This window comes from Rhodanobacter sp. MP7CTX1 (assembly GCF_014205795.1).
Taxonomy (GTDB): Bacteria; Pseudomonadota; Gammaproteobacteria; order Xanthomonadales; family Rhodanobacteraceae; genus Rhodanobacter.
The window spans coordinates 79,098-104,556 of sequence record NZ_JACHCN010000003.1; the positions used below are offsets into that span (position 1 = coordinate 79,098).

The following is a 25,459-nucleotide window of genomic DNA, read 5'->3' on the forward strand; positions in this document are numbered from 1 at the left end:
AACGTCTCCACCGTGATCCGCATCAAATGCTGTGGAATGACCCGGGTCGAGGATGCGCTGCTGGCGGCGCGTCTTGGTGCCGATGCGATCGGCCTGGTGTTTACCGCGCGCAGTCAGCGTCGGGTCGAGCTGTCGAAGGCAAACGAAATACGCCGGGCGCTGCCGCCTTTTGTCACGACAGTGGCATTGTTCATGGACGACGACGCAGCGCTGGTGCACGAGGTGATCCGTGTCGTGCAGCCGGAGCTGCTGCAATTTCACGGGCAGGAAGACGATGCGTGGTGCGCGCAGTTTGGTCAGCGTTACCTTAAGGCCATTGCGATGGGTGAAGGCTCGGCGGCGTTGTCGCGCTTGCACGATTACCCGCGCGCGGCGGGGTTGCTGCTGGACGGTCATGGCCTCGGTGAGGCCGGTGGCAGCGGCCGCGCGTTCGACTGGTCGCGCATGCCGAGCGGCCTGGCGCAGCCCTTGATCCTGGCCGGCGGCCTGAATCAGGGCAACGTCGCTGAAGCCATTCGCATCGCGCGACCATGGGCGGTGGATGTGGCCAGCGGGGTCGAGGCTTCGCCCGGCATCAAGGATGCCGCTAAGATGGCTGCTTTCATTGCCGCCGTACGGCACGTATCCCTGTAGGAGCGCACCCTGTGCGCGAACGGCTTGCCGCAGCCATCGCGTCCAGGGTGCCCTCCTGCACCAGCGAGTGAGTAGATGAGCAAGATCGCCGATTTCAATGCTTACCCCGACGTGCATGGCCGCTTCGGCGACTACGGTGGCAGCTATGTCGCCGAGACCCTGATGGCGCCGCTGGCCGAGCTCACCGAGGCCTATCTGCGGTTGCGCGAAGATCCGGAGTTCATCGCTGAACTCGACCGCGATCTGAAGCACTACGTCGGCCGACCCAGCCCGATCTATCACGCCGAACGCTTGTCGCAGCATGTGGGCGGCGCGCGGATCCTGTTCAAGCGCGAAGACCTCAACCACACCGGCGCGCACAAGATCAACAACACCGTGGGTCAGGCGCTGGTCGCCAAGCGCATGGGCAAGCCGCGCATCATCGCCGAGACCGGTGCCGGTCAGCACGGCGTCGCCAGCGCCACCGTGGCCGCGCGGCTTGGGCTGAAGTGCGTGGTCTACATGGGCGCGGTGGACATCGAGCGGCAGAAGATCAACGTCTACCGCATGAAGCTGCTCGGCGCGGAAGTCGTGCCGGTGACGTCCGGCTCAAAGACGCTGAAAGATGCATTGAACGAAGCGATGCGCGACTGGGTCACCAACGTCGCCGACACGTTTTACATCATCGGCACGGTCGCCGGCCCGCATCCGTATCCGCTGATGGTGCGCGATTTCAATGCCGTCGTCGGGCGTGAGGCGCGCGCGCAGATGCTGGAGCAATACGGCCGCCTGCCGGACGTGCTCACCGCGTGCGTGGGTGGTGGCTCCAACGCAATCGGGTTGTTCCATGCGTTCCTGAATGACCCGGACGTGCGCATGGTCGGCGCCGAGGCGGCGGGCGAGGGTATCGCCAGCGGCCATCATGCGGCCTCGTTGCTGGCCGGTCGACCAGGTGTGCTGCACGGCAATCGCACGTACGTACTCTGCGACGACAACGGCCAGATCACCGAGACGCACTCGGTGTCAGCTGGTCTGGATTATCCCGGCGTCGGCCCGGAACATGCGTTCCTGAAGGACGCCGGTCGTGCCGAATACCTCGGCATTACCGACGACGAAGCGCTGGAAGCGTTCCATCTGCTGGCGCGCACGGAAGGGATTCTCGCTGCGCTCGAATCCAGTCACGCCGTGGCGCAGGCGATCAAGCTGGCGCGCGAGTATCCGAAAGACGGACTGGTGTTGTGCAATCTGTCGGGTCGCGGCGACAAGGACGTGCATACGATCGCCGCACTCGAAGGGGTCGAAGTATGAGCCGCATCGATCGGCGCTTCGCCCAACTCAAGGCGTCCAGCCGCACGGGTCTGATCCCTTTCGTCACGGCTGGCGATCCTGCGCCTGAGCACATGGTGGCGCTGATGCATGCGCTGGTCGACGCCGGTGCCGACGTGATTGAACTGGGTGTGCCGTTCTCCGATCCGATGGCGGATGGGCCGGTGATCCAGCACGCCAGCGAGCGGGCGATTGCCAAGGGTGTCGGGCTGGTTGACGTCTTGCGCTGGGTCGCCGAATTCCGTGCTCGTGATGCGGATACGCCAGTGGTTTTGATGGGTTATCTGAACCCGGTCGAGATCCATGGCTATGCGCGTTTTGCACAGGAAGCAGTGCAGGCCGGCGTCGATGGTGTGTTGCTGGTGGATTGCCCGCTGGAGGAGGCGGCGGTGCTGCAGCCGTTGCGGGACGCCGGGTTGCAGCAGATCCTGCTCGCCGCGCCGACCACCGCGCCCGCCCGTATGGCGCAGTTATGCGAGGCCGCGGAGGGTTTCCTGTATTATGTGTCGTTTGCCGGTATCACCGGTGCGGCGCACTTGAGTACCGGCGGGATCGCCGCGCGCGTGGCGGATATCCGCGCCCACGCACGGACCCCGGTGGCGGTAGGCTTCGGCATACGCGATGCGGCGAGCGCAAAGGCGATTGCCGGCTTTGCCGATGCGGTGGTGATCGGCACCGCGCTGGTCGAACGGCTTGCCGGCGCCACGGATGCGGCGGACATTGCCGCGCGGATAAGCGAGTTTCTCGCGCCGATCCGTGCCGCGCTCGACGCGCATTGACTGCATATCTATGAGGGCAGGCCCATGAAGGGCCGTTCTTGAAGGGCTGATCCACGGAAGGCAGACATCGCTTGACGATGTGCGCTTACGAATATCTAGGGTGATGCGATGAACTGGCTGCAAAAAATCATGAATCCGCGCACCCGCACGCAGCAACCGAATGGCGGCAAAGGTTCGGTGCCGGAAGGTGTCTGGGAGAAATGCGGCGGATGCGGCACGGTGTTGTATCGACCGGAGCTCGATCGCAACCTGATGGTCTGCCCCAAGTGCGGTCATCACCACTACATCGAAGCGCGTACGCGCCTGCTGGCGTTGCTGGATGAAGGCACCGCGCAGGAGCATTGGGCCAGCATGGAGCCCACCGATCCGCTGAAATTCCGCGACACCAAGAAGTACCGCGACCGCATCATCGCCGCGCAAAAAAAGGTCGGCGAAAAAGACGCGCTGCTGGCGATGAGCGGCAATCTAAAAGGGCGGCCGCTGATGGCGGTGGCCTTCGAGTTTGCCTACATGGGTGGCTCGATGGGTTCCGTCGTGGGCGAGAAATTCACCCGTGCCGCCGAGCGTGCACTGGCCGATCGCAGCGCCCTGGTGTGCTTCTCCGCCACCGGTGGTGCGCGCATGCAGGAAGCATTGTTCTCGCTGATGCAGATGGCCAAGACCTCCGCCGCGTTGGCGCGTCTGCGTGATGCAGGCGTACCGTACATCAGCGTGCTGACCAACCCGACCACCGGTGGTGTGTCAGCCAGTCTGGCCATGCTCGGCGACATCAACATCGGTGAGCCGAAGGCCTTGATTGGCTTCGCCGGCCCGCGCGTGATCGAGCAGACGGTGCGCGAAACATTGCCGGAAGGTTTTCAGCGTTCGGAGTTCCTGGTCGAACACGGCGCCATCGACCTGATCGTCGATCGTCGCGAGATGCGCGACAAGCTGGCCGATCTGCTGGGCATCCTCGGCCGGGCATCGCGCGCCGCCTGAAGAAAGCCTTCGCGATGACAATCACGATGCCGCCGAAAGGCGGCATCGTCGTTTCCGGCGCAGGTTTTCCACAGCTACTGTGGATGCCATGGGTGTAAGCCTGTGGACAAGCTCCATTCGTGGCTTGTCCATCAAGCACTTGCTACGCGTTGTCGAAGTTTTGCCCAGTCGCGAGCGTGTCCTGCAAAGTTCTCCACAGCAATTGTGGAGTGCGACGGGGAAAGCCTGTGGACAAGTAAGCTATCTGTCTGACCGCAAAGGAGCTTGTGACGGCGTGCGCAATGGCTGCTCACACAAGTGCACGGCAGCACTCACGTCAGCCGATACTCAAACCAACTTCGCGGCCAGCGGCAGCAACAACAGCGACGACGCACCAAGACCACTGCCGATGAGGATGGCCGCGAGCACGTCACTGGGATAGTGAAGTCCAAGGATCACCCGCGACGCGGCGATCAACACCGTAAAGCTCAGCAGCAACGGTGCGAGCTGCGGATACCAGGCTAGTGCGACGATGGTGAAACCCACCGCCTGCAAAGTATGTCCGGACGGAAAACTGAACTCGTCCAGTGGCGGCACATGAGCGATCACACCGGGGCAGACACGGAAAGGGCGAGGGCGACGCGTCCAGCGTTTCAGCAGGCGATACAGCTGCAACGCGATGAGTCCGGTGAGCGCCATATGCGCGGCGGCGACGAGCCCGCGCTGTCCGTAGATCAGCGGCAGTACGGCCATCAACGCGTACCAGAACATGCCATCACCGAGCCGGCTGATCGCACCGAAGAACAGGCCCACCGCACGCCGGGCACCCCAGCGATTGGCGGCTACACATACGCGTCGATCCAGCGCCAGGCGCCCCATGAGGCGTGATGCGATGGAAAGCTCAGGCGTGTGCAACGGTGGTAGCGTGTTCATGCAGATTCTCCTCGGCCATCTCACGCAGCAGGGTTTCGAAATCGCGGATCACGGCGTCCGGCGAAAGGCCGGCGACGCCGACATGGGCAGCGCGGCCCATGTGCCGAATCAAACCCGGATTGCAGGCCAGGTTGGTGGCTGCGGCGACGAACGCCCGCGCATTTCCCGACTCGATGCAATAGCCGTTGATGCCGTCGCGCAGATGTTCGCGAGCGGCTCCTTCGGCGTAGGCCACGACCGGCAGGCCGGCGGCCAACGCCTCGAGAATCACGTTGCCGAATGTTTCGCTGAGGCTGCTGAATGGAAAAAGATCGGCGCTGGCATAGTGCTGGCCCAGCGCCTCGCCACGCTGCATGCCGGCAAAAATGAAGTCCGGATGCGCGGCCTCCAGCGCGGCGCGCGCCGGGCCGTCACCCACCCACACGTAACGTGCCTTCGGTACCTGCTGCTGGATGGCGCGAAAAGTCTGCACCGCCAGCTCGAGATTTTTTTCCGCTGCGATGCGCCCGACATACAGCACCACCGGCGTGGCGGCATCGACACCCCAGGTAGCGCGCAACGCATCACTGCGACGACGCGGATGGAACAGTTGCGTATCGACCGCGCGTCGCAACATGCGCGCGTTGGGGATGCCCAATGCGCGCAGCTCTTGTGCGAGCGCATCGGTCGGCACCAGGGTAGTGGCAGCGCGCCGATGAAAGCGACGCAGGTAACCGCGCACCAGCGGGGTGAGCCAGCCGACGCCGTAATGATCGGCGTAACTGTCGAAGCGGGTGTGGAAGCCGCTACTCACAGGTATGCCCAGTTGCTTGGCAGCGCGCACGGCCGACCAGCCGAGTGGACCTTCGGTGGCGACATAGATCGCATCAGGCCGTTGCTGTTTCCAGTGCTCGCGCAGCGCGCGGCCGGCGGGCAGGCCGAAGCGCAGACCTGGATAGCGGGGCATGCTGCCGCCGCGCACGCTGAGCACCTCGATACCCGGCTCGTCCAGGTGCGGTTGCGGTTGCCGTGGTCGGATCAGATCGACGCTGTGGCCGCGACCCGCCAGACCGGCAGCGAGGTTGTGCACGGTCAAGGCGACGCCGTTGATTTCCGGTGGGTAGGTCTCGCTGACAATGCCGATGCGCATGATGGTACCCGTGCTGGCTTGGCGCAGTGTGGGCGAGCGGCGTTGCGGCGGTATGGCGGGTGCATGACGCCCCGGTGACGACCGGCGGGGTTATTTCGTCAGTCCGGTTCACCATTCACGTTAAGCGAACTGGGGTCAGTGGCCGAAGTAGATCGATACTCCGAGATTGGCCTGCCATTCCGGCGCCGCACCATCCAATCGGCGATCGAAACCGGCGTCGAGCTGTAAGCGCGGGTTGACCATCCATGCCAGGCCGCCGCCGGCAACGGTACCGCTGCCCTGATCGGGCGTGTGCAGCAACGCGGCCTCCACATAGGCTGTCAGCGTCTTTGTCAGTGCGACATTGTCGCTGAGTGCCACGGTGGTGCTGTCGTTGCCGCCTGCGCGCACGTCCTGGAGATAGGCCCCCAGCTGGTTGTGCTCGTTGATCTGATAGTTGAACTGCGTACCGAATAGATATTGGCGGGTATCGTTGCGGAACGCCTTCGCGCCATCGGTGAATTCAACACTGCCAAGCAGTCCCCAGGTGAAAGCCTGGTTTGAGCTCGGCAACGCAAGCTTGATGGCGAGGTTGCTGTCGCCATGGCCATGACTGCTGAAGTCGGTGCCGGAACCCGTCTGATGAAGATAGTTGAAGGCCGAGCCGCCCACTTGCAGTTCCAGCGGGCCGCCGATGCCGACCCGCAGCAGACTGTCGGCGGTGAATAGCGAGCTGCGGACTCCGTCCTGCCGGTCGAGGTTCCAGTCTCCGATGCCTTGCTCGAGCGTAACCTCCCCGGCGCCAAGTACGACTGGCGTGAAGCCATAGCCCGGGCGGTCATAGCCAGGGTTGTCGGCAAGCGCCGGCATGCTGATCAGCCAGCCCAGTGTGAGCACGGCTGAAAAACGCAGACCGCGACGGGTCCTTTGCGTCGGGTTCGGGTTCGGGTCCCGGTATCGGCTAAAATCCAATGCTTCGCTCCATGCCTGTTGAATGAATCCCATGACCGTTCGTACCCGCTTCGCCCCCAGTCCCACCGGTTTCCTGCATATCGGTGGCGCCCGCACCGCACTGTATTGCTGGCTGGAGTCGCGCCGCCGCGGTGGAGATTTCGTGCTGCGTATCGAGGATACAGATCGCGAGCGTTCAACGGATGCCGCCGTGCAGGCGATTCTCGATGCGATGCAGTGGCTGGGGCTGAATCATGACGAGGGTCCGTTCTACCAGACTCAGCGTCTACAGCGGTACAAGCAGGTGGCCGACGAGCTGGTCGCCGCCGGCAAGGCGTACTACGCCTACGAAAGCAAAGACGAGATCGAGGCGATGCGCGAGGCCGCCACGGCCAAGGGCGAGAAGCCGCGCTACAACGGCTACTACCGCGATCGCAACGAGCCGTATCGTGAGGATCCGAATCGGGTGATCCGATTCCGCAACCCGATCGAGGGCTCGGTGATTTTCGACGACAAGGTCAAGGGTCGGATCGAGTGGGCGAACGCCGAGCTGGATGACCTGGTGATCTTCCGTTCCGATGGCTGGCCGACCTACAACTTCGCCGTCGTGGTCGACGATATCGATATGGGTATCACGGAAGTGATACGTGGCGACGACCACGTCAACAACACGCCAAGGCAGATCAATATCTATCACGCGCTGGGTGCGAAAGTGCCGGAGTTCGCGCACCTGCCGATGATCCTCGACAAGGAAGGCAAGAAACTTTCCAAGCGCACCAGCGCGGTCAGCGTGATGGAGTATCGCGACGACGGCTTCCTGCCGCATGCGCTGCTCAACTATCTGGTGCGCCTGGGCTGGTCGCATGGTGACAAGGAGATTTTTTCGCGCGACGACATGATCGCGCTGTTCGACATCAGTGACGTGAACAAGGCCGCCTCGCGCTTCGATACCGAGAAGCTGGCCTGGCTCAACCAGCATTACCTGAAGACAGATGATCCGCAGACGCTGGCGCCGGAGTTTGCTTGGCATCTGGCGCGCGCGGGCATCGATACGTCGAATGGCCCGGCCCCGGCCGATGTGATCGTGGCGCTGCGTGATCGCGTGCACACGTTCAAGGAAATGGTCGAGCGCGCAAAGATCTGGTATGCGCCGATCGCCGAATGGGACGAGAAGGCCGTCGCCAAGCATCTGAAGAACGACAGCGCCGTAGCCGTGCTGCAGGCCGCCAGGGCATTGCTGGTCGATTGCGAATGGAAGCCGGAGGCGATCCATCAGGTGATCGAACAGGTCGCGGCGAAGCTCGAGTTGGGCATGGGCAAGATCGCCCAACCGCTGCGCGTGGCGTTGACCGGTACGCAAGTATCGCCGTCGATCGACCACACGCTCTATCTGGCTGGCCGTAGCGAGGCAATCAAGCGCATCGATTATGCGATCGGCCTGGCACAAGCTTGAACATCCCAATGAAGCGGCGGGTCTGAATGGACGAGCTGCTCGCCAAAGCCACCCAGGGCGTCGATCCCGACGCTCCGGGCGCGTTCTGGCACATCCTGGTCAACCTGTTGAATATGGTGCCGTGGGCCGCCATGTTCTGGTGGAACGTGCTGTTCATTGCGGTTGGCGCCTTGCTTGGATGGTGGCGTGGCCGTTTGGTCGAAGGCGTCGTCTGGGCTGCCGCGCTGGGACCGATCGGCTGGGTCGTGATACTGACAAAACCGCGGCCCCGGCCGTCTGCCCAACCGCCTCCGCTGCCGCGCTGAACCTCACTCAAGGTCGCGCGGGCACCGGTGTATGATCCACAACGAGGTGAACCCGTGAGTCACGACGTCGCTGACAACCCGCACCTGCATCACCCGCATCATCACGATGCCAAGGGTTTTGTGCGAGCGGTGGAGCATGCCAGCGAAGAACGCGGTCTGCGTCTGACCCCGTTGCGCAAGGAAGTGCTGGAGCTGATTGCTGCTGCCCAGAAGCCGATCAAGGCGTATGACCTGCTTGATCTGCTGCGCGAGAAACACGGCAATGCGGCGCCTCCGACGGTTTACCGCGCGCTGGATTTCCTCCTCGAGCACGGTTTCATCCACAAGCTGGAATCGATCAACGCCTTCGTCTCCTGCCACCATCCGGCCGAGGCGCATCAGGTGCCATTCCTGATCTGCGATACGTGCTCCAACGCCCAGGAAGTCTGCGATGAACGGGTCGCCGAACTGATCGAGGCCCAGGCCAAGGCATTGGGTTTCCGCCCGCAGGCGCAAACGCTGGAAGTGCACGGCACCTGCAAGGACTGCCGCAAGGCCTGAATTCGCTTCGTTCGGCAGAGCCTGTCCTCGGTGCCCTTATCAGCCTGCGCCCTCCCAAAGCAGTTCTAGAGGGGACCTGTTCACGTTTTTGCCGGCGTCATCAGCCGGTCGTGCAAAGTACGTAGGCTTTTCTCCTCCCATCCTGCAGGCGAATGCCTCGGGCGCTGGCATTTTCGTATGTTATAAAGTAACATCGCTTCCACTGAAGCAGGGGTCGCCAACATGGCGACGCCAGAGCCGGTCGATGGAATCCGAACAGGTAAGCAAATCCCGCTGGTGGCATATGGCCGATCGTGTCGGCGCGACGGCTTCGTTCCTGTGCGCGATCCACTGCGCGTTGTTGCCGTTCGTGCTCGCATTGCTGCCGTTCCTGGGCCTGGAATTTCTGGCCGATCATCGATTCGAGCGCGACTTCGTGTTCTTTGCCTGCACCCTGGCACTGTTCGCCCTGGTCGGTGGTTATCGCCGACATCAGCGGCCGCTGCCCTTGTTGCTGGCGGCGCCGGGTCTGGCGTTGCTGGTGCTTGGCGTCACCTTTGCCGAAGGCTATTCGATCATCCTGCACAGCGTGCTGGTGACGTGTGGCGGCTTGCTGGTGGCCAGCGCGCATTTCGTGAACCTGTATAGCGACCGCCGTTTCGGTCATGCCCACGTGCATGGCCCGCAATGTGCGCACTGATGTGTGCCGCTTGGATTGCCCAACGGCTATTGCCGTCCATGGCATGCCCGGATGAGTACCACGCATCCCCATAATCACCCGCATGCGCTGCATGCGCATGAACACGCCGCTCCGGCGAGCGGCCGCAACGTCAAGCTGCTGTTTGCTTTTGTGCTGACCACGTTGATGATGGTAGCGGAGGCGTTCGGTGGCCTGTGGTCCGGCTCGCTGGCGCTGCTGGCCGATGCCGGCCACATGATGGTCGACGCGCTGGCGTTGCTGCTGGCTTTCGTGGGCGCATGGATGGCCAGTCGACCGGCCGATGCGCGACGCAGCTACGGCTATGGCCGGATGGAAGTCCTGGTCGGATTCGTCAATGCATTGAGCCAGTTTGTGCTGGTCGGCTGGATCATCTACGAAGCGATCACCCGTTTACTGCATCCGGGGCAGATCCTGTCCGGCGTGATGCTGGTGGTGGCGATCGTCGGGCTGCTGGTGAACGGGCTGGTCTTGCGCATGCTGCACGGACATGCGCATGACGACGTCAATCTGGCCGGCGCGAGCCTGCATGTGCTGGGTGATCTGCTCGGTTCGGCAGCAGCTGTCATCGCCGCGCTGGCGATTCGCTGGTGGGGCTGGTTGTGGGCTGACCCGGTACTTTCGCTGCTGGTGTCGCTGCTGATCCTCAACAGTGCCTGGCGGCTGATGCGGCTATCCGCACACATCCTGCTGGAAGGCGTGCCCGACGGCATGGACTGTGCCGAAGTGGAGGCGGCGCTGCGCGGCGCAGACGCCTCGATCAGCGACATCCATCACGTGCATGTATGGCAACTCGCCTCGGGTTCGCGCATGGCCACCCTGCATGCCGAGTTGCATGAGCCGGCCGATAGCGCGTCAGCCTTGCTGGCCATCCATCGGGTATTGCTGGAGCGTTTCGGCATCCAGCACGTGACCGTGCAGGTCGACCCAGACGGGTGTTTCGGCCATGCACGCGGCTGTGCGGGGCATCGGCACCCCTGACTTTGGCTCTTTGGGCCGGCACTGCTATAGTGTCAGGTCATTCATTCAACGAATTTAAGGAGTTCCCATGGGCAAGGGCGATCGCAAGACCCGTCGCGGCAAGACCTACCGCGGTAGCTACGGCAATACCCGTGCGCATACCGCGGTGCCGGCTGTCGTTGGCGCCAAGACAACCGTGACCAAGCCAGCTGCCGCCAAGAAGGCTGCGCCGAAGAAAAAGTCGGCCTGAGCCGGTTCACGGTGAACAGACAAGACCCCCGCCATGGCGGGGGTTTTTGTTGATGGGTACGCACCTTGCGCTGCGCCGCGAGGTGGCCAGTCATGGCTTTCTCCCGCTCCGACACAGGTGAACGTCGCCGGTTCACCTCGACCAGGACCTTGCGATCGCTCGGGGCGCTTTGCCCAATGTGCTCCTTGATCCATCCCGTGGAATCTGAATAAAGGCTCGACACGCGTCAATGGTCCGCGTTGCCGGGATGCGGTACGTTATGTATGATGCGCTCCATTGTGTTAATGCGTTAGTACATTATGAAGCGTCGATCACTGGATCCCGAAACACCCGTCGAGTCAGCCGAGCTGAGCCTGTATGAGGCGCTGCTGTCGCTCAAGAATGCCGGTGAGATGGGTGCGTTCATGTGCGACCTGTGCACTCCGGCAGAACTTGAGGTGCTGGTGGACCGCTGGCGGGTGGTGCCGTATCTGCTTGAAGGCGTGTCCTATCGGGAGATTCACGAGCGCACCGCGGTCAGCATCACCACGATCGGCCGGGTGGCGCGCTATCTCAACCAGGGTAGCGGTGGCTATCTGGCCGCGGCAGCACGCGCAGCGCGGCGTCTGTCGCTCGCAACAAAGAAGGCCAAGGCATGAAAGCGCGCGACCGATTGCGTATAGCGATGCAGAAATCCGGCCGGCTGACCGAGCCGGCGCTGGAGCTCCTCAACCGTTGCGGGCTGAGCTTTCGGCAAAGCCGCGACAAGCTGTTCTGCTTTGGCGAAGGCGAGCCAGTCGATCTGCTGCTGGTGCGCGATGACGACATTCCCGGGTTGATCGCACAAGGCGTATGCGACCTCGGCATTGTCGGTCGCAACGTGTTGAACGAATTCCAGCTTACAGCGGGGCGCGAAATTGCACCGCTGGCCGAGTTGCGCCCGCTCGGTTTCGGCCGCTGCCGGTTGTCGATCGCGGTGCCGCAGGAGCTGGACTATCACGGGCCGCAGCAACTGGAAGGCCAGCGCATTGCCACTTCGTATCCAGGTTTGCTCGGCGAATGGCTGCGCACGCATGGCGTGGCTGCCGGCGTGGTGACCTTGACCGGGTCGGTCGAGATTGCACCGAAGCTGGGCACCGCCGATGCCATCTGCGATCTGGTGCAGAGCGGCGGCACGCTGGTTGCGAATCAGTTGCGTGAAGCGGAGGTATTGCTGGAAAGCGAGGCGGTGCTGACGGGCCCGCTGACGCTGCCGGTGGACGAACGCGGCGACATGCTGGAGCTGTTGTTGAAGCGGCTGGACGGCGTGATCCAGGTGCGCGAGTCACGCCTGTTGCTGCTGCAGACTTCCCGCCACACGCTGGAAGCGGTGACGCGTCTGCTGCCAGGCGGACCACAGCCGACGCTGCTGCAGGTCGCAGGGCAACCGGATCAGCTGATGTTGCAGGCGCTGTGTGCCGGCGAAGTGAGCTGGCGGCAGCTGGAAGAAATCAAGAAGGCCGGTGCGCGCGAGATGTTCGTGCTGCCGGTGGAGAAAATGTTGGCATGAAGAGCTGGCTCGCATGAAGCGCCTGGACTGGAGCGCACTGGATGAGGCCGCGCGCGGCGAGGCACTGGCACGCCCGGCGCAATCACGTGCCGACGAACTGCGTCGTGGGGTCGAACAGATCATCGCGTCGGTCCGCGAGCGCGGTGATGCGGCGCTGCTGGAACTCAGCGCGAAATACGACCGCTGCACGCTGCGAGCGATTGAGGTTGATGAAGCGGAGTTCGCGGCTGCCGAGGCGGCACTCGACCCGGCACTGAAAGCGGCGATCCACGAGGCGGCCGAACGGATCGAGACCTTCCACCGCGCCACCGCACCGCAGCCGATAGCCGTCGATACCGCGCCAGGCGTGCGGGTGGAACGGATGCTTCGCCCAATCACTCGCGTTGGCCTGTATGTACCGGCCGGCACTGCGCCGCTGCCATCGACCGCGCTGATGCTTGGCGTGCCCGCCCGCCTTGCCGGTTGTCGCGAGGTCGTACTGTGCTCACCGGCGCGCGCCGACGGGCGTTGTGACGAAGCGGTGTTGTATGCGGCGCGCCTCACTGGCGTGCATCGGGTATTCAAGCTCGGCGGCGCACAGGCGATCGCCGCAATGGCTTACGGTACGCCGTCGGTGCCCAGCTGCGACAAGCTGTTCGGACCGGGCAATGCCTGGGTCACCGAGGCGAAGCTGCAGGTATCCGCCGACCCGGATGGCGCGGCAATCGACATGCCGGCCGGACCATCCGAAGTGCTGGTGATCGCCGACGCCGATGCCAGCCCGGTGTTTGTCGCTGCCGATCTACTGTCGCAAGCTGAGCACGGGCCGGATTCGCAGGTCATCTTGCTGAGTCCGTCCGCCGCATTGCTCGACAAAGTGGCACTAGAGGTCGATCGGCAATGCGCCGAACTACCCCGCGCTGACATCGCCAGGCAGGCCCTGGCACAGAGCAGGCTGATCCTGGTCGAATCGCTGGATCAGGCGCTCCACGTGAGCAATCGTTACGCGCCGGAGCACCTGATCCTGCAGGTGGCAGAGCCGCGCGTGTTGCTCGATGGCATCGACAGCGCCGGCTCGATTTTCCTTGGCGCGTGGACGCCCGAATCGGTAGGTGACTACTGCAGCGGCAGCAACCATGTATTGCCGACCTACGGCTACGCGCGCAGCTATAGCGGCGTATCCGTGGCCAGCTATCAGAAACAGATCACCGTGCAGGAAGTGAGTGCGGATGGGCTGCGTGCAATCGGCCCATGTACAGCGACACTGGCCGCGGCCGAGCAGTTGGAAGCGCATCGTCGTGCAGTCACATTGCGGCTGGCGGCGTTGGAGCGCATGTCGTCCGGGAGCCCGACATGAGCGTGCTTGATCTCGCGCGGGCGGAAATTCGCACCATGCAGCCGTATTCCTCCGCGCGCATGGAGGCCAGTGGCGGGCAGGTTCTGCTCAACGCGAACGAATCGGCGTGGGCACCGCTGGGCGACAGCGGTCTGGGTTGCAACCGCTATCCCGAACCGCAGCCGGCTGCGCTGGTCGATGCGCTGGCCGACCTCTATGCCGTGCGTCGTGAGCAGCTTCTCGTAGGTCGCGGTAGCGACGAGGCGATCGATCTGCTGGTGCGTGCCTTCTGCCGTGCCGGCGAGGACGCAATCCTGATCCAGCCGCCCACCTTCGGCATGTACGCGGTGTGCGCGCAGATCCAGAACGCCGGTGTGATCGAGGTACCGCTGGCTGTCAACTTCACGTTGGACGTCGACGCCGTACTCACCGCGCTGACGCCGGCGGTGAAGCTGGTCTTCATCTGCACGCCGAACAACCCCACCGGCCAGTGCATACCACGAGCTGATGTTGAGCGCCTGGCGCAGGCCTTGGCCGGTCGTGCGTTGCTGGTGGTGGACGAAGCGTATGTGGAGTTTGCCGATACAGGCAGTGTCGCCGAGTTGATTGATCAGTACGAAAACGTCGCAGTGTTGCGTACCTTGTCGAAGGCCTGGGCACTCGCTGGCGCGCGGATCGGCAGTCTGTTGGCGAACGCCGAAGTCATCGGGCTGCTACGTCGGATCATGCCGCCATACCCGCTGCCGTTACCGTGCGTGTCCGCCGCGCTGTCTGCGTTGTCGGTGCCAGGGCAGGTCAGTGCGCGCGAACACCTGGCTATCGTGCGCGAGCAGCGCGCCTTGATGCACGACGCGCTGTGCCGTCTGCCAGGTGTACGAGAAGTACTTCCCTCGCAGGCGAACTTTCTCGCCGTACGATTCGATGATGCCGGCATCATCTATCGACGGTTGCTTGCCGCTGGCATCGTGGTACGCGACGTGCGCCGTTATCCAAACCTCGATGATGCGCTGCGCATCACGATCGGCACGCCAGCGGAGAATGCGCGCGTGCTCGCCGTCCTGCAGGAGGCAACGACATGCGCTTGAGCCTTTCGTGGGAGCAACTTCAGTCGCGAACGATGCAGCCTCAAGCTAGACCCGTCGCGGCTGGAGCCGCTCCCACAGGCGGGGTGAACGCATGAGCCGCAAGATACTTTTCGTCGACCGCGACGGTTGCCTTATCGAAGAGCCGGCCGACCAGCAGATCGACAGCTACGAAAAGCTCGCTCTGCTGCCCGGGGTGATCGCTGCGTTGCAGCGTTTCGTCGCCGCCGGCTACGAATTGGTGATGGTGACGAATCAGGATGGCCTCGGCACGGACAGTTTTCCCGAGCTGCATTTCAGCGGGCCGCATCAATTGCTGATGCGCATCCTTGCCTCGCAGGGGATTGCCTTTCGCGAAGTGCTGATCGACCAAAGCTTTCCGCACGAGGGCAAAGACACGCGCAAGCCAGGCGTCGGCATGATGCGTCACTATCTCGCCGACGATGGCTGGAGCCGCGCGGCTTCGGGCATGGTCGGTGATCGCGAGACGGATCTGCAGTTCGCCGCGAACATGGGTGTGCGCGGTTTCCGTGTCGGCCCGCAAGGTGTGAGCTGGAATGAGCTCGCGCATCAGTTGCTGGATGCGCCACGTACTGCAACCGTCGAGCGCAACACGAAGGAAACCCGCATCAAGGTCAGTGTCGATCTCGACAAGGTCGCCGAGCCGAAGGTGCACACCGGACTCGCGTTCTTCGATCACATGCTGGAGCAGATCGGCAAGCACGGCGGCTTCGCGCTGGAACTTCGTTGCGATGGCGACACCCACATCGATGAGCACCACACCATCGAGGACTGCGCACTCGCGCTGGGCCTGGCGCTGAAGCTGGCTCTGGACGACAAGCGCGGCATCGGTCGCTATGGTTTCACGCTGCCGATGGACGAGGCGCAGGCGAGTGCGGCACTGGACCTGTCCGGGCGGCCGTACTTCTTGTTCGAAGGCAGCTTCCCGCGCGAACGCGTGGGTGATGTGCCGACCGAACTGGTGCCGCATTTCTTCCGCTCGCTGTGCGAGACGCTGGGCGCGAATCTGCATCTGACCGTGCGTGGCGAAAATGCACATCACATGGTCGAAGCGTGTTTCAAAGTTGTCGCGCGCACGCTGCGGCAGGCGCTCCGTCGCGAAGGCAGTGAGCTGCCCAGCACCAAGGGAACGCTGCAATGAGCGTCGTGCTGGTCGATGCAGGCGGGACGAATATTGGCTCCGTGCGCTATGCCTTGCAACGGCTCGGCGTGGATGCGGCGCTCACGTCAGATGCCGCGTCGATACGTGCGGCCGACAAGGTGATCCTTCCGGGCGTTGGTGCAGCGAGCCCTGGCATGGCACGGCTGCGTGAGCTCGGACTGGTCGACCTGTTGCGTTCACTGACCCAGCCGGTGCTCGGTGTGTGTCTGGGCATGCAACTGCTGTGTAAGCATTCAGAGGAGGGCGATACCGAATGCCTTGGCCTGATTCCCGCGTCGGTGCGCCGTTTTGCCGAAGCGCCCGGCTTGCGCATACCACACATGGGCTGGAACCGATTGGTCGCGCAACAATCGCATCCCTTGCTCGCCGGACTCAGCGCTGACGACCAGGCGTATTTTGTGCATAGCTATGCGGTGCCGGTGGGTGACTACAGTCTCGCCACGACCGACTATGGCGGCGAGTTCTCAGCCGTGATCGCGCGCGATAATTTCCACGGTATGCAATTTCACCCGGAGCGTTCCGCGGCTGTCGGCGCGAAGCTCCTGAAGAATTTTCTCGAACTATGACTTTCAATGTGATTCCCGCGATCGATCTGCGTGGCGGCCGCGTGGTGCGGTTGAAACAGGGCGACTACGCACAGCAGACGACCTATGCGGCCGATCCGCGCGAATTGGCGCAGCGTTATGCCGATGCCGGCGCGCGCTGGTTGCACCTGGTCGATCTGGATGGTGCGCGTTCCGGCAACCTCGAAAATCTCGCGGTGATCCAGGCAATCGCCGGCGGCGGCATGCAGATCCAGGCCGGCGGCGGCGTGCGTGGCGAAGACGATGTGCAACGCCTGTTCGACGCGGGTGTGCACCGTGTGGTGCTTGGCAGCGTGGCGATCCGCGATCCTGAACTCGTCGCCGGCTGGCTAGCCAAGCATGGTGCAGAACGTCTGACGATCGCGCTCGATACGCGCCATATCGATGGCTGCTGGACACTTCCGAGTGCCGGCTGGACCGAAAGCGAAACGCGTACGCTCGACGAACTCGCGCCGTGGTACGCCGCACGCGGTGCCCATCATTTGCTGTGCACCGACATCGAGCGCGACGGCATGCTGGCCGGTTTCAATCTCGATCTGTATCGCCATCTTGCCGACAGCGTGCCGCTGCTGGCCGTGCAGGCATCCGGCGGCGTGCGCTCGCTGGATGACATTCGCGCCGCACGCGAGGCCGGTGCGCAGGGCGTAATTCTCGGCCGTGCATTGCTGGAGGGCCGTTTCACGGTGGAAGAGGCACTCATATGTTGAGCCGCCGCATCATTCCCTGTCTGGACGTCCGCGATGGCAAGGTCGTCAAGGGCGTGCGTTTTCGCGACCACGTGGTGATGGGCGAAATCGTCGAGCTGGCCCTGCGCTACCGCGACGAAGGCGCCGATGAACTGGTGTTCTACGACATCACTGCCAGTCCCGAGGGGCGCAGCGTCGATCGTGCCTGGGTGGAGCGGGTCGCGCGGGTGATCGATATTCCGTTTTGCGTTGCAGGCGGCATCCGTTCAGTTGACGACGCACGGGCGGTGCTGCACGCCGGTGCGGACAAGATTTCGGTGAACTCGCCCGCATTGGAACGCCCTGGTCTGATCGACGAACTGGCCGCTGCATTCGGCGTGCAATGCGTAGTGGTCGGCATCGATTCGCTGCGTGATGCGGACGGCGAATGGCGCGTGCGCCAGTACACCGGCGACCCCACGAAGACGCAGGCGCTGTCGCGCCAAACACTGCGCTGGATGGTCGAGGCACAGCAACGCGGCGCTGGCGAGATCGTGCTGAACTGCATGGGTAGCGACGGCGTGCGCCATGGCTACGATCTGGAGCAGTTGTCCGCGGCTCGTGCGGTCTGCCATGTGCCACTGATCGCGTCCGGCGGCGCCGGTGCGGCCGAGCACTTTCGCGATGCGTTCGCCCAGGCCGACGTTGATGGCGCGCTCGCCGCCAGCGTGTTCCATTCTGGCCTGATCGCGATACCCGAGCTTAAGCACTATCTGCACGGGCAAGACGTAGCGGTCCGCCTGTAAGCATCAAGGAAAACCAGCGATGAGCGATTCCAATACCGACATCAGTCGTCTCGACAATTCCGATCTCAGTCGTCTCGACTGGGCCAAGGGCGAAGGCCTGCTGCCGGCGATCGTCCAGCACTGGCTCAGCGGCGAAGTGTTGATGCTCGGCTACATGAATGCCGACGCGCTGGCACACACTCAGGGCACCGGCCAGGTGACGTTCTACAGTCGCAGCAAGCAACGCCTGTGGACCAAGGGCGAAAGCTCCGGTCACGTTCTTGCATTGAAATCGATTCGTATCGACTGTGACGCCGATACGTTGCTGGTGCAGGCCGAACCGCACGGCCCGACCTGCCACCTGGGCACGTCCAGCTGTTTCGGCGAAGGCGTGCAGCCACCACTCGGGTTCCTCGCCGAACTCGATGCGCTGGTCGCGCAACGGCATGCCGAGCGCCCGCAGGGCAGTTACACCACGAAGCTGTTTGACGGCGGCGTTCGTCGCATGGCGCAGAAAGTCGGCGAAGAAGGTGTCGAGACGGCGCTCGCCGCGGTGGCGCAGGATGACCACGAGCTGCTCGGCGAGGCGGCCGATCTGATCTTCCATCTCACGGTGGTGTTACGTGCGCGAGGACTATCGCTGACCGACGTCGTGGCGTTGTTGGCCACGCGGCATGCCGCACACAGCGAGCACCGATGAGAACTTTGGCGGCCTTGATTGCGGTAGCCAGGAGTTAGCGGGTCTGACGATCTTGGGATACGCTGGGATGGACGGGTGGGTACCGCGTAGGCAAGGTCAACCTTGCAGCGTCGGACGTTACATTCAATGGTTCATCGGAAGGACATAGCCATGCTGCATGACTTCGTTCAGACCGTTCTGTTGCTCGTCACTGGACTGTTTCCGATCATCAATCCGATGGCTTCCGGGATCATCGTGTTGAGCATGATTCCCCGCGCGACAGTGGGGGAGCGGGCCGAGCTGGCGTGGCGCATCACCACGAATAGCTTTGCGATTCTGCTCGGATCGTTGTTGATCGGCGCCTACGTGCTGTCGTTTTTCGGTATCTCGATTTCCGTGCTCCGGGTGGCGGGTGGCCTAGTGATCGCCATGGCTGGCTGGAACCTGCTGAACCGACCTGACGACGACGATAACAACGATAAAACTCAGGTGACGAAGACCCAACAGCAGCTTGGCTCATTGAGCTCCAAGGCGTTCTATCCGTTGACGTTGCCACTCACCGTGGGCCCCGGTTCAATTGCCGTAGCCATCGCGCTTGGCACCGGGACGCCGAGCGAAGGACCATCAGCGGGACACTTTTTGGGCGTGGGCGCGGCGCTGATCATCCTGTGTGCGAGTATCTACATATGCGTGCGCTTTGCGGGCGCCTTGGAGAGGTTGCTCGGCACCGTTGGCACCCAGGTCGCCATGCGACTATTTGCCTTTGTGATCTTCTGCATCGGCATGCAGTTGTGCTGGATCGGTCTTTCGGGATTGCTTGCATCGGTGCCATGGAAGTAGCCAGTGCCGTGCGCGGAACGTTCACGAGTGTGGCGAAGGGGCATGCGTGGGTGTTCGCGCATTTCGGATCCCAAGCCAGCCATTGAGATCATGGTTGGATTCAATGGACGCGGAGTGACTTCATGCACAGGCGTGGGGCCAGGCGGCGGCGCATGCTATGCCCGATCCTTGGGGACATCGTCATGCGCATGCGATCGCTCGGACTCCTGTTGATCTTTGCTGCTTTGGCCTCGTCGGCACGAGCTGCCGAAGCCCCGAAGCCACTGCGCGATGAACTGCTGCAGATCACCCAGGCGCTGGACGATGCGATCCCAACAGGAGACAAGGCCGTTTGGCAAAACGCGCTTACCGACGACGCGGTCATCATCGACGAATTTGGCCGTATCACGCACAAGGCCGATACGGTAGCCTCTCTGCGACCCCTTCCCAGCGGCTTTTCAGGCAGCATCGAGTTGCGCGATCCCCACGTGCAGCAGTACGGCGACACGGCGATTCTGCAGGCAGAGGAGTACGAACGGGAAACCGTGTTCGGGCAGAACTTTGTGGTGCGCTACGAAGGGTTGTTCACGTTCGTGAAACAGGCAGGCGCCTGGAAGCTTGCCGGCTACGAAGACGTTACCTTGCCCACGGCGCCACCGAAGCTGGCCGTCGCCGATCTGGTGCTCAGCGACTATATCGGCAGCTATCGCTACGCCCCCGAGCGTGCGTGGACGGTAAGCGAAAACCATGGTGTGCTCAGCTACGTCACCAAACCAGGCGCGACCGCCAATGTGCTTGAGCCCATTGCAAAGGATGTGTTCATGGGCAGCGATGACGAGCGAAACGTGCTGATCTTTCGCCGCGACGCCAAGGGTAAGGTCAACGCACTCGTCGAGCGGCGCAAGTTCAACGACCTGCGTCTTGCCAGAGAAGTCGCTGATCAATCGAACCATTGATCTGGCCCACAAATTGTCGTTTGAACCGTGCGCCCTGAACTCAGGCGCCGTTCGCCCTGAGCGTAGCGCAGCGAAGCCGAAGGGGCATGCGCATGAAGTATTTCCGGCCCGATCAATCAGCGGGCAAATCCAGAACCCCTCTAATCCAGAACCCTTCTAGCGGATCAACTTGACCTCCTGCTCAGCTACGGTCGGTTCGGATGGGCGCGAGTCAGCTATCGCCTCGCCGTCATCCATGCTGATGCGAAGTCGCCCGGCGTCAATACGCACGCGCAGGTGGTGGTACTTCGCGAGGTAACGGATCCCCACGATCGCGGCGGCAAAACCGGAGGCTGCGCCGACACCCAATGCCCGGCGCGGGCCGAACGTATCGGCCACCCAGCCCACCAGAGGTGCGCCAAGTGGGGTACAGCCCAGGACGATCGCCAGCAGGATCGCCATCACGCGTCCGCGCATGGCGGGTTCGGTGGATAGTTGCACCAGGCTGATCGTCGATGTGGTGAGCGTCTGTGTGGACACGCCAATGACGATGAGTGCGAGGCCAAACAGCCCAACGTTTGGCATCACAGCCGCCAACACGAAGCCGAAGCCGAAGACAGCCGCAGCGGCAAGCAGAAGCGCGATGTGAGGCTTGCCTCGTTGCGCTGCCAGCAGGGCACCGGTGACGGATCCGATGGCCATCATCGAGGTCAAGAGCCCGTATTGGCGCGCTCCGGCGTGAAAGACAGTGACCGACATGGTCGAGATGAAGATCGGGAAGTTGATGCCGAATGTTCCGATCAGAAAAAGCATGAGAAGGACAGCTTTCAGGTCGGGTCGTTTCCAGACGTACCGAAAACCTTCGACGAGACTGCCGGGGGTTCGGACGGCTTTGCTGCCACGATGAAGTTCATTGACACGAAGGAAAGTGAGCGAGCCTATGACGGCGGCAAACGAGGCCGCGTTGATCAGGAACACCCAGCCTGAGCCGACGAGGGCGATAAGCGCGCCGGCGATGGCCGGCCCGATCATCCGTGCGGCGTTGAACGATGTGGAATTCAGCGCCACGGCGTTCGACAAGTGAGCTTCGTCGACCAGCTCGGCGACAAATGTCTGGCGCGCGGGCGAATCGAATGCGGCGACGCATCCGAGCAGAAACGCGAACACGTAGACATGCCACAGCTGGACGAGTCCAGCGACGGTGAGGATACCCAGTCCCAGCGCCAGCAGACCCATGGACGCCTGAGTGGCGATCAGGAGTTTTCGCCGATCGAGATGATCGGCCGCAAAGCCAGTCACGGGCAGCAACAGCAGCTGAGGACCGAACTGGAGCGCCATCACGACACCGACCGTGGTCGCGTTCCTGTGGGTGAGCTGGGTGAGCACGATCCAGTCCTGGGCGGTGCGCTGCATCCACGTGCCAATATTTGACACGATCGCGCCGCTGGCCCATACGCGATAGTTGTAGTGGCTCAGCGAACGGAAGGTGCCTTTCATCTCACTCATGAATGACCGGCGCATTGCCGCCATGAAACCGTCCGAACATGCGCGCCATCATCACGCCCATGAGAAGGACAGCTGATCCCGCTGCAACTACATCAGAAGTGGAACGCAAATCAAAATTTCCAACGCGGCATATCAGAACGTACCCGACAGCCAAGTTGAAGAAGCCCCACAACACATTGACTGTCGAAGAAGAAAGTCCCACACCGTGCGGTTTGGCAAAGGGGCTTTGAAACGGACGCCCCATCACGCCGCTGACAAAATGCGGAATAGCGTTGGTGAGCAATGCACCACCAAAAAAATACGATGCGTAGTGAACCCATGCCATCGTCAGACGCTCCTTTTGTCGAGGAGGTCGATGACTTCCTGCGTCGTGCCGGTTTCACCCAGTCGCGGGAAGATCCGCGTGACGCTGTTGATGTGGGCCTCAGGGTTCATGTCCGTCATGGCGTCGATAGCGAGGGTGACGTTGAACCCTTGCTCATGCGCGTGACGCGCGGTCGATTCCACGCCGGCGCTGGTCGATACGCCGACGATAACAACCTGCGTGACGCCCAGCTTCTTCAGGTGCCCACCGAGGTCCGTGCCCGTGAACGCTCCCCACGTCCGCTTGGTCACTGTGTGATCGTCTGCTTGCTGGTTGAGCTCGGGGACAAGCTCGGCCCAGTCGGCATGAAGTTCTCCAATGCGGCGAGACTGTTCCGTTCGGCCCGGTGCTCCACCGTCAACGTTGACGAGCACGACGGGCAGGCCGTGATGGCGGAATGCAGTGGCCAGCGCGCTCGCTTGCTTCACGACTCCGTCGATGGGATGCGCCGCGGTGAGACCGACGATGCCCTTCTGCAGATCGATGACGATCAGAGCGGTCTTCGGGTCGAGAGTAGTTAGCGCCATGAGGTTCTCCTTGAAGTGGTTGGGGATGCCGCGAACCGGGGAAGGGGCGTGCCAGGCAACTTCAATCGAAGGCATGAGTCGGCAGGTTCGGCGCCGTGTGGCTGGTGACCCACGAACGCGCAGCTTCTCCGCCGCGTGGCAGGGATCGGGCCGAGGTTATGGCTACGAATCGGCGATGCGTGTGAGCAGCTCGACGGCGCGCGCGAGTTCTTCTTGCTCCGCAGGCGCGAGCTTTGTTTGAATGGCACGGAACAACCAATCCTCGCGTGCCGCCCGGCCCGCTCGGATCAGTTCGCGGCACGCAGGGGTAAGAGACAAAACCGTTTGTCTCCCGTCGGTCGGATCTGGTGCGCCGCTCACGAGGCCGGCGGTCTTCAAGGCTGAAAGCGTCTCGCCCATCGACTGCGGCCGCACACCTTCAGCGCGTGCGAGGTTGGTCACCGTCGTCGGACCCTCGCGCTCCAGCCGGGTGAGGACCTCCACCTGTGACCACGTGAAATCTCCCAGATGTGCCTCTGCACGTAGTCGCCGCTTCAGCTTGCCGATCAGAACGCGAAGTTCGCCTGCCACTGCCAGCGCGCGGGCCGCCACTGGATCGTTTGGTCGTTTGCTCATCAGTGTCGCCTGCAAATAGGAAGGAAAACTACAAAGGATACCTTCATTAATGCATGGTGCGCGCGCAACAGGGCGGTGTCAAGCCGCCCGGGCCAGGAAGAATGAGCTATTGGATGACTATGGCTGGACGCAACCAGGACATCCGCTCAGGTCCAGAGCAGACATCGAACATCAACAGAGCTTGCGCACCTCGTGGTTTGCAAGAGGCCCGCGTGGACTATCTCGTTGCTGCTGCCGTGCTGGCAGGTGCCGGCGCCGCCGCTTTGAATGCTACCGCCGGGCCAGCCGTGAATCCCTTGCGCCACAAGGCGAGTTGCTCGGTGATGCCGGGCCCGATATCGATCTGCGGTTCTGACGCCGTCAGCTTGTCCCGCTGTTCCCACTGCTTGATTTCACCGCTGGCCTGCTTGAACGCCGCGACGAAATCCGGCGTTTGGTTCAACGCATCGACCAGCCACGCCCTGCCGAAATAAGTGATGTCCGAATCGCTACCGCAGCCGAACGAGCTGCGGTCGGTGCGGGCGGCGGTGAGCACCAGCGTGCCAGGGCCGTGCAATGGCGGTACGAAGCCGCCCGAGTAGCAGGCGTTGATGACTACCACTTTCCATTTGAACGGATGCTTGGCCAGGATGCCGCGCAGATCCGTGGCGCCGATCTGGTCGAGCGGCAGCGGATCGATGTCGACCAGCAGGTTGTGATCTTGATCGCCGTGGCTGGTGACGTAGAGCATCAGGATGTCCTGATCCGGCTGCATCACCTTGCCCAGGCCATCGAGCGTATCTTCAAGATTGCTCCAGCTGGCCAGTGGGTGAGTCGCCAGCGAATCCGGATTGTTTTCCAGCACCACGGTATGCGCGGTGGCGCCGAAGCGTCCGGCAAACAATTGGCTGGCGTATTCGGCCTCATTGCGGAACACGTCTTCGCCGCCGTCGCCGGCAAACGTCACCAGATACAGATTTGGCTTGCCCGCCACGCGCGGGGTCAACTTGGCGAGTGCCTCGCGGACCATGCGCGGTTGCGAGTAAAGCACCTGCTCTGGTGAGGGGCCTGCGCTTGGCCAGTCGTCTCCGCTAGTCGTGTCGCTATCCGTCGATGCCGAGTCCGCGGGGGCGCTGTTGGTGGGCGCCAGCGTGCCTGTGGTTGCGGATACCGCATGAGCGCTGACGGCGGGTACGCTGGGACGGCGGGGTAGCCACAGCATCAGCAGCACGCCGGCGGCAAAAGCGAGCAGGATGGTCAGGACACTACGCATGGGCAGGCTCGCGGGGCAGCTTCAGGGTTTGATCGCGTCGAAATCGTGGTACACGGCATGCGCCGGCGTGGCTGGCGCTTCGAGCGGCGATCGAATCAGCCAGCCCGTATGGAATCCCGCTGCCTGAGCCGCATCGAGTTCCTGCTCGATGTCGGACAGAAACAGGATGTGTCCGGGCTGCTCGCCGATCGCCTCGGCAATGCGCCGGTAGGACTCGGCCTCGCGTTTCGGACCGGTTTCGGTATCGAAGTAGCCGGCAAACAATGGCGTCAGATCGCCTGCTTCGTTGTATCGGAAAAACAGCTGCTGCGCGGGCACCGAGCCGGAGGAATAGACATACAGGTGCAGTCCATCGGCGCGCCAGCCGCGCAGCCGTGCGGCGACTTCGGGGTAGATGTGGGCGCGGTAGTCGCCCGCCTCGTAGCCGTCTTTCCAGATCATGCCCTGCAATGCTTTCAGCGCGGTGGACTTGCGATCCTCGTCGATCCACCGCAGAAGCAGTTCGATGATGTCCTGACGGCTCGCTTCGACCAGCTCAGCTTCGACGGCAGCCTCGTGCAGCCAGTGCTGTACTTCAGGCAGGTCGCCATGGGTTTCGATAAACGCCGGCAGCCGTTTGCGCGCATACGGGAAAAGCACGTCGCGGACGAAGCTGATCGAGCTGGTGGTGCCCTCGATATCGGTGACGATGGCGCGGATTTCGATCATGACGGCAGGTACGGGGAAGGGATGCGCAGCATAAACGAATG

30 protein-coding genes are annotated in these 25,459 nt (G+C 62.8%); 21 read left to right on the forward strand and 9 right to left on the reverse strand.

Annotation, left to right across the window (positions count from 1 at the left end):
* The first annotated feature begins 12 nt into the window (after positions 1–12).
* The 4 genes from HDE77_RS05125 (at position 13) to accD (ending at position 3,695) form a co-directional block, all read left to right on the forward strand.
* A complete protein-coding gene (locus HDE77_RS05125; RefSeq protein WP_184416342.1) occupies positions 13–633 on the forward strand; it encodes a phosphoribosylanthranilate isomerase in 621 nt (206 codons plus the stop codon).
* Between the two features lie 75 nt (positions 634–708).
* Positions 709–1,920, forward strand: a complete 1,212-nt coding sequence (trpB, locus tag HDE77_RS05130) for a tryptophan synthase subunit beta (protein ID WP_184416096.1) — start codon at positions 709–711, stop codon at positions 1,918–1,920.
* Positions 1,917–2,717 (forward strand): tryptophan synthase subunit alpha, encoded by an 801-nt coding sequence (gene trpA, locus HDE77_RS05135; protein WP_184416097.1) that lies wholly within the window; start codon positions 1,917–1,919, stop codon positions 2,715–2,717. Before trpB ends, trpA begins: the two co-directional genes overlap by 4 nt.
* 108 nt (positions 2,718–2,825) lie before the next feature.
* Positions 2,826–3,695 carry an acetyl-CoA carboxylase, carboxyltransferase subunit beta gene (gene accD / locus HDE77_RS05140; protein ID WP_184416098.1) on the forward strand — a complete coding sequence of 290 codons (870 nt, stop codon included), beginning with the start codon at positions 2,826–2,828 and terminating at the stop codon, positions 3,693–3,695.
* Positions 3,696–4,022: 327 nt separating this feature from the next.
* Here accD and HDE77_RS05145 read toward each other — a convergent pair whose 3' ends face one another.
* From HDE77_RS05145 to HDE77_RS05155, 3 genes are all read right to left on the reverse strand, one after another.
* Positions 4,023–4,607, reverse strand: a complete 585-nt coding sequence (locus tag HDE77_RS05145; RefSeq protein WP_184416099.1) for a phosphatase PAP2 family protein — start codon at positions 4,605–4,607, stop codon at positions 4,023–4,025.
* Positions 4,576–5,736, reverse strand: coding sequence for a glycosyltransferase family 1 protein (locus tag HDE77_RS05150; RefSeq protein ID WP_184416100.1), 1,161 nt, complete (start codon positions 5,734–5,736; stop codon positions 4,576–4,578). Before HDE77_RS05150 ends, HDE77_RS05145 begins: the two co-directional genes overlap by 32 nt.
* Before the next feature lie 135 nt (positions 5,737–5,871).
* Positions 5,872–6,720, reverse strand: a complete 849-nt coding sequence (locus HDE77_RS05155; RefSeq protein WP_255482555.1) for a transporter — start codon at positions 6,718–6,720, stop codon at positions 5,872–5,874.
* On the opposite strand from HDE77_RS05155, the gene gltX reads away from it, so the two are divergent.
* The 17 genes from gltX to HDE77_RS05240 all read left to right on the forward strand — a co-directional run bounded on the left by gltX (position 6,719) and on the right by HDE77_RS05240 (position 20,467).
* A complete protein-coding gene (gene gltX, locus HDE77_RS05160) occupies positions 6,719–8,119 on the forward strand; it encodes a glutamate--tRNA ligase (protein ID WP_184416101.1) in 1,401 nt (466 codons plus the stop codon). The genes HDE77_RS05155 and gltX overlap by 2 nt on opposite strands.
* Positions 8,120–8,145: 26 nt before the next feature.
* Entirely contained in the window at positions 8,146–8,424 is a 279-nt protein-coding gene (locus HDE77_RS05165) for a hypothetical protein (RefSeq protein WP_184416102.1), read from the forward strand.
* 54 nt (positions 8,425–8,478) lie between these two features.
* Positions 8,479–8,964 (forward strand): transcriptional repressor, encoded by a 486-nt coding sequence (locus tag HDE77_RS05170; protein ID WP_184416103.1) that lies wholly within the window; start codon positions 8,479–8,481, stop codon positions 8,962–8,964.
* Between the two features lie 244 nt (positions 8,965–9,208).
* Entirely contained in the window at positions 9,209–9,643 is a 435-nt protein-coding gene (locus tag HDE77_RS05175) for a MerC domain-containing protein (protein WP_184416104.1), read from the forward strand.
* A gap of 51 nt (positions 9,644–9,694) precedes the next feature.
* A complete protein-coding gene (locus HDE77_RS05180) occupies positions 9,695–10,642 on the forward strand; it encodes a cation diffusion facilitator family transporter (RefSeq protein WP_184416105.1) in 948 nt (315 codons plus the stop codon).
* A 67-nt stretch (positions 10,643–10,709) separates the two neighbouring features.
* A complete protein-coding gene (locus tag HDE77_RS05185; protein WP_184416106.1) occupies positions 10,710–10,871 on the forward strand; it encodes a 30S ribosomal protein THX in 162 nt (53 codons plus the stop codon).
* A gap of 299 nt (positions 10,872–11,170) precedes the next feature.
* Complete coding sequence (locus HDE77_RS05190) at positions 11,171–11,509, forward strand: YerC/YecD family TrpR-related protein (RefSeq protein ID WP_184416107.1); 339 nt, start codon at positions 11,171–11,173, stop codon at positions 11,507–11,509.
* Complete coding sequence (hisG, locus tag HDE77_RS05195) at positions 11,506–12,399, forward strand: ATP phosphoribosyltransferase (protein ID WP_184416108.1); 894 nt, start codon at positions 11,506–11,508, stop codon at positions 12,397–12,399. Before HDE77_RS05190 ends, hisG begins: the two co-directional genes overlap by 4 nt.
* A gap of 13 nt (positions 12,400–12,412) precedes the next feature.
* Entirely contained in the window at positions 12,413–13,735 is a 1,323-nt protein-coding gene (gene hisD / locus HDE77_RS05200; protein WP_184416109.1) for a histidinol dehydrogenase, read from the forward strand.
* Positions 13,732–14,799: a histidinol-phosphate transaminase gene (hisC, locus tag HDE77_RS05205; protein WP_184416110.1), complete on the forward strand. Its 1,068-nt coding sequence runs from the start codon at positions 13,732–13,734 to the stop codon at positions 14,797–14,799. The genes hisD and hisC overlap by 4 nt, the downstream gene beginning before the upstream one ends.
* Before the next feature lie 91 nt (positions 14,800–14,890).
* Positions 14,891–15,958 (forward strand): bifunctional histidinol-phosphatase/imidazoleglycerol-phosphate dehydratase HisB, encoded by a 1,068-nt coding sequence (gene hisB / locus HDE77_RS05210; RefSeq protein WP_184416111.1) that lies wholly within the window; start codon positions 14,891–14,893, stop codon positions 15,956–15,958.
* Positions 15,955–16,545, forward strand: a complete 591-nt coding sequence (hisH, locus tag HDE77_RS05215) for an imidazole glycerol phosphate synthase subunit HisH (protein ID WP_184416112.1) — start codon at positions 15,955–15,957, stop codon at positions 16,543–16,545. Before hisB ends, hisH begins: the two co-directional genes overlap by 4 nt.
* The gene (gene hisA / locus HDE77_RS05220) at positions 16,542–17,270 is read left to right on the forward strand and encodes a 1-(5-phosphoribosyl)-5-[(5-phosphoribosylamino)methylideneamino]imidazole-4-carboxamide isomerase (protein ID WP_184416113.1); all 729 of its coding nucleotides are present in this window, start codon (positions 16,542–16,544) and stop codon (positions 17,268–17,270) included. Before hisH ends, hisA begins: the two co-directional genes overlap by 4 nt.
* The gene (gene hisF / locus HDE77_RS05225; RefSeq protein ID WP_184416114.1) at positions 17,264–18,034 is read left to right on the forward strand and encodes an imidazole glycerol phosphate synthase subunit HisF; all 771 of its coding nucleotides are present in this window, start codon (positions 17,264–17,266) and stop codon (positions 18,032–18,034) included. Before hisA ends, hisF begins: the two co-directional genes overlap by 7 nt.
* A 19-nt stretch (positions 18,035–18,053) precedes the next feature.
* Complete coding sequence (hisIE, locus tag HDE77_RS05230; protein ID WP_184416115.1) at positions 18,054–18,713, forward strand: bifunctional phosphoribosyl-AMP cyclohydrolase/phosphoribosyl-ATP diphosphatase HisIE; 660 nt, start codon at positions 18,054–18,056, stop codon at positions 18,711–18,713.
* A gap of 150 nt (positions 18,714–18,863) precedes the next feature.
* Complete coding sequence (locus HDE77_RS05235; RefSeq protein WP_184416116.1) at positions 18,864–19,532, forward strand: MarC family protein; 669 nt, start codon at positions 18,864–18,866, stop codon at positions 19,530–19,532.
* Positions 19,533–19,714: 182 nt separating this feature from the next.
* Positions 19,715–20,467, forward strand: a complete 753-nt coding sequence (locus HDE77_RS05240) for a nuclear transport factor 2 family protein (RefSeq protein WP_184416117.1) — start codon at positions 19,715–19,717, stop codon at positions 20,465–20,467.
* Between the two features lie 156 nt (positions 20,468–20,623).
* On the opposite strand, the gene HDE77_RS05245 is transcribed toward HDE77_RS05240, so the two are convergent.
* The 6 genes from HDE77_RS05245 to mtnC all read right to left on the reverse strand — a co-directional run bounded on the left by HDE77_RS05245 (position 20,624) and on the right by mtnC (position 25,418).
* A complete protein-coding gene (locus tag HDE77_RS05245; RefSeq protein ID WP_343206061.1) occupies positions 20,624–21,976 on the reverse strand; it encodes an MFS transporter in 1,353 nt (450 codons plus the stop codon).
* Positions 21,945–22,277: a hypothetical protein gene (locus HDE77_RS05250; RefSeq protein WP_184416118.1), complete on the reverse strand. Its 333-nt coding sequence runs from the start codon at positions 22,275–22,277 to the stop codon at positions 21,945–21,947. The genes HDE77_RS05245 and HDE77_RS05250 overlap by 32 nt, the downstream gene beginning before the upstream one ends.
* Before the next feature lie 2 nt (positions 22,278–22,279).
* A complete protein-coding gene (locus HDE77_RS05255; protein WP_255482556.1) occupies positions 22,280–22,918 on the reverse strand; it encodes an isochorismatase family protein in 639 nt (212 codons plus the stop codon).
* Between the two features lie 87 nt (positions 22,919–23,005).
* Positions 23,006–23,458: a MarR family transcriptional regulator gene (locus HDE77_RS05260; protein ID WP_184416119.1), complete on the reverse strand. Its 453-nt coding sequence runs from the start codon at positions 23,456–23,458 to the stop codon at positions 23,006–23,008.
* Positions 23,459–23,675: 217 nt separating this feature from the next.
* Complete coding sequence (locus tag HDE77_RS05265) at positions 23,676–24,710, reverse strand: C13 family peptidase (protein ID WP_184416120.1); 1,035 nt, start codon at positions 24,708–24,710, stop codon at positions 23,676–23,678.
* Positions 24,711–24,731: 21 nt separating this feature from the next.
* Positions 24,732–25,418, reverse strand: coding sequence for an acireductone synthase (gene mtnC / locus HDE77_RS05270; protein ID WP_184416121.1), 687 nt, complete (start codon positions 25,416–25,418; stop codon positions 24,732–24,734).
* Between the last annotated feature and the right edge of the window lie 41 nt (positions 25,419–25,459).

Bases quoted from the DNA above. Each gene is read 5' to 3' on its own strand.
- HDE77_RS05145 (WP_184416099.1), bottom strand. From the start codon at position 4,607: ATGAACACGCTACCACCGTTGCACACGCCTGAGCTTTCCATCGCATCA.
- HDE77_RS05255 (WP_255482556.1), bottom strand. From the start codon at position 22,918: ATGCCTTCGATTGAAGTTGCCTGGCACGCCCCTTCCCCGGTTCGCGGC.
- HDE77_RS05265 (WP_184416120.1), bottom strand. From the start codon at position 24,710: ATGCGTAGTGTCCTGACCATCCTGCTCGCTTTTGCCGCCGGCGTGCTG.
- hisIE (WP_184416115.1), top strand. From the start codon at position 18,054: ATGAGCGATTCCAATACCGACATCAGTCGTCTCGACAATTCCGATCTC.
- trpA (WP_184416097.1), top strand. From the start codon at position 1,917: ATGAGCCGCATCGATCGGCGCTTCGCCCAACTCAAGGCGTCCAGCCGC.
- accD (WP_184416098.1), top strand. From the start codon at position 2,826: ATGAACTGGCTGCAAAAAATCATGAATCCGCGCACCCGCACGCAGCAA.
- hisG (WP_184416108.1), top strand. From the start codon at position 11,506: ATGAAAGCGCGCGACCGATTGCGTATAGCGATGCAGAAATCCGGCCGG.
- HDE77_RS05250 (WP_184416118.1), bottom strand. From the start codon at position 22,277: ATGGCATGGGTTCACTACGCATCGTATTTTTTTGGTGGTGCATTGCTC.
- hisD (WP_184416109.1), top strand. From the start codon at position 12,413: ATGAAGCGCCTGGACTGGAGCGCACTGGATGAGGCCGCGCGCGGCGAG.
- hisH (WP_184416112.1), top strand. From the start codon at position 15,955: ATGAGCGTCGTGCTGGTCGATGCAGGCGGGACGAATATTGGCTCCGTG.
- HDE77_RS05240 (WP_184416117.1), top strand. From the start codon at position 19,715: ATGCGCATGCGATCGCTCGGACTCCTGTTGATCTTTGCTGCTTTGGCC.
- HDE77_RS05155 (WP_255482555.1), bottom strand. From the start codon at position 6,720: ATGGGATTCATTCAACAGGCATGGAGCGAAGCATTGGATTTTAGCCGA.
- HDE77_RS05150 (WP_184416100.1), bottom strand. From the start codon at position 5,736: ATGCGCATCGGCATTGTCAGCGAGACCTACCCACCGGAAATCAACGGC.
- hisB (WP_184416111.1), top strand. From the start codon at position 14,891: ATGAGCCGCAAGATACTTTTCGTCGACCGCGACGGTTGCCTTATCGAA.
- hisF (WP_184416114.1), top strand. From the start codon at position 17,264: ATGTTGAGCCGCCGCATCATTCCCTGTCTGGACGTCCGCGATGGCAAG.
- hisA (WP_184416113.1), top strand. From the start codon at position 16,542: ATGACTTTCAATGTGATTCCCGCGATCGATCTGCGTGGCGGCCGCGTG.
- trpB (WP_184416096.1), top strand. From the start codon at position 709: ATGAGCAAGATCGCCGATTTCAATGCTTACCCCGACGTGCATGGCCGC.
- hisC (WP_184416110.1), top strand. From the start codon at position 13,732: ATGAGCGTGCTTGATCTCGCGCGGGCGGAAATTCGCACCATGCAGCCG.
- HDE77_RS05235 (WP_184416116.1), top strand. From the start codon at position 18,864: ATGCTGCATGACTTCGTTCAGACCGTTCTGTTGCTCGTCACTGGACTG.
- HDE77_RS05245 (WP_343206061.1), bottom strand. From the start codon at position 21,976: ATGGCGGCAATGCGCCGGTCATTCATGAGTGAGATGAAAGGCACCTTC.
- HDE77_RS05185 (WP_184416106.1), top strand. From the start codon at position 10,710: ATGGGCAAGGGCGATCGCAAGACCCGTCGCGGCAAGACCTACCGCGGT.
- gltX (WP_184416101.1), top strand. From the start codon at position 6,719: ATGACCGTTCGTACCCGCTTCGCCCCCAGTCCCACCGGTTTCCTGCAT.
- HDE77_RS05260 (WP_184416119.1), bottom strand. From the start codon at position 23,458: ATGAGCAAACGACCAAACGATCCAGTGGCGGCCCGCGCGCTGGCAGTG.
- HDE77_RS05175 (WP_184416104.1), top strand. From the start codon at position 9,209: ATGGAATCCGAACAGGTAAGCAAATCCCGCTGGTGGCATATGGCCGAT.
- mtnC (WP_184416121.1), bottom strand. From the start codon at position 25,418: ATGATCGAAATCCGCGCCATCGTCACCGATATCGAGGGCACCACCAGC.
- HDE77_RS05165 (WP_184416102.1), top strand. From the start codon at position 8,146: ATGGACGAGCTGCTCGCCAAAGCCACCCAGGGCGTCGATCCCGACGCT.
- HDE77_RS05190 (WP_184416107.1), top strand. From the start codon at position 11,171: ATGAAGCGTCGATCACTGGATCCCGAAACACCCGTCGAGTCAGCCGAG.
- HDE77_RS05180 (WP_184416105.1), top strand. From the start codon at position 9,695: ATGAGTACCACGCATCCCCATAATCACCCGCATGCGCTGCATGCGCAT.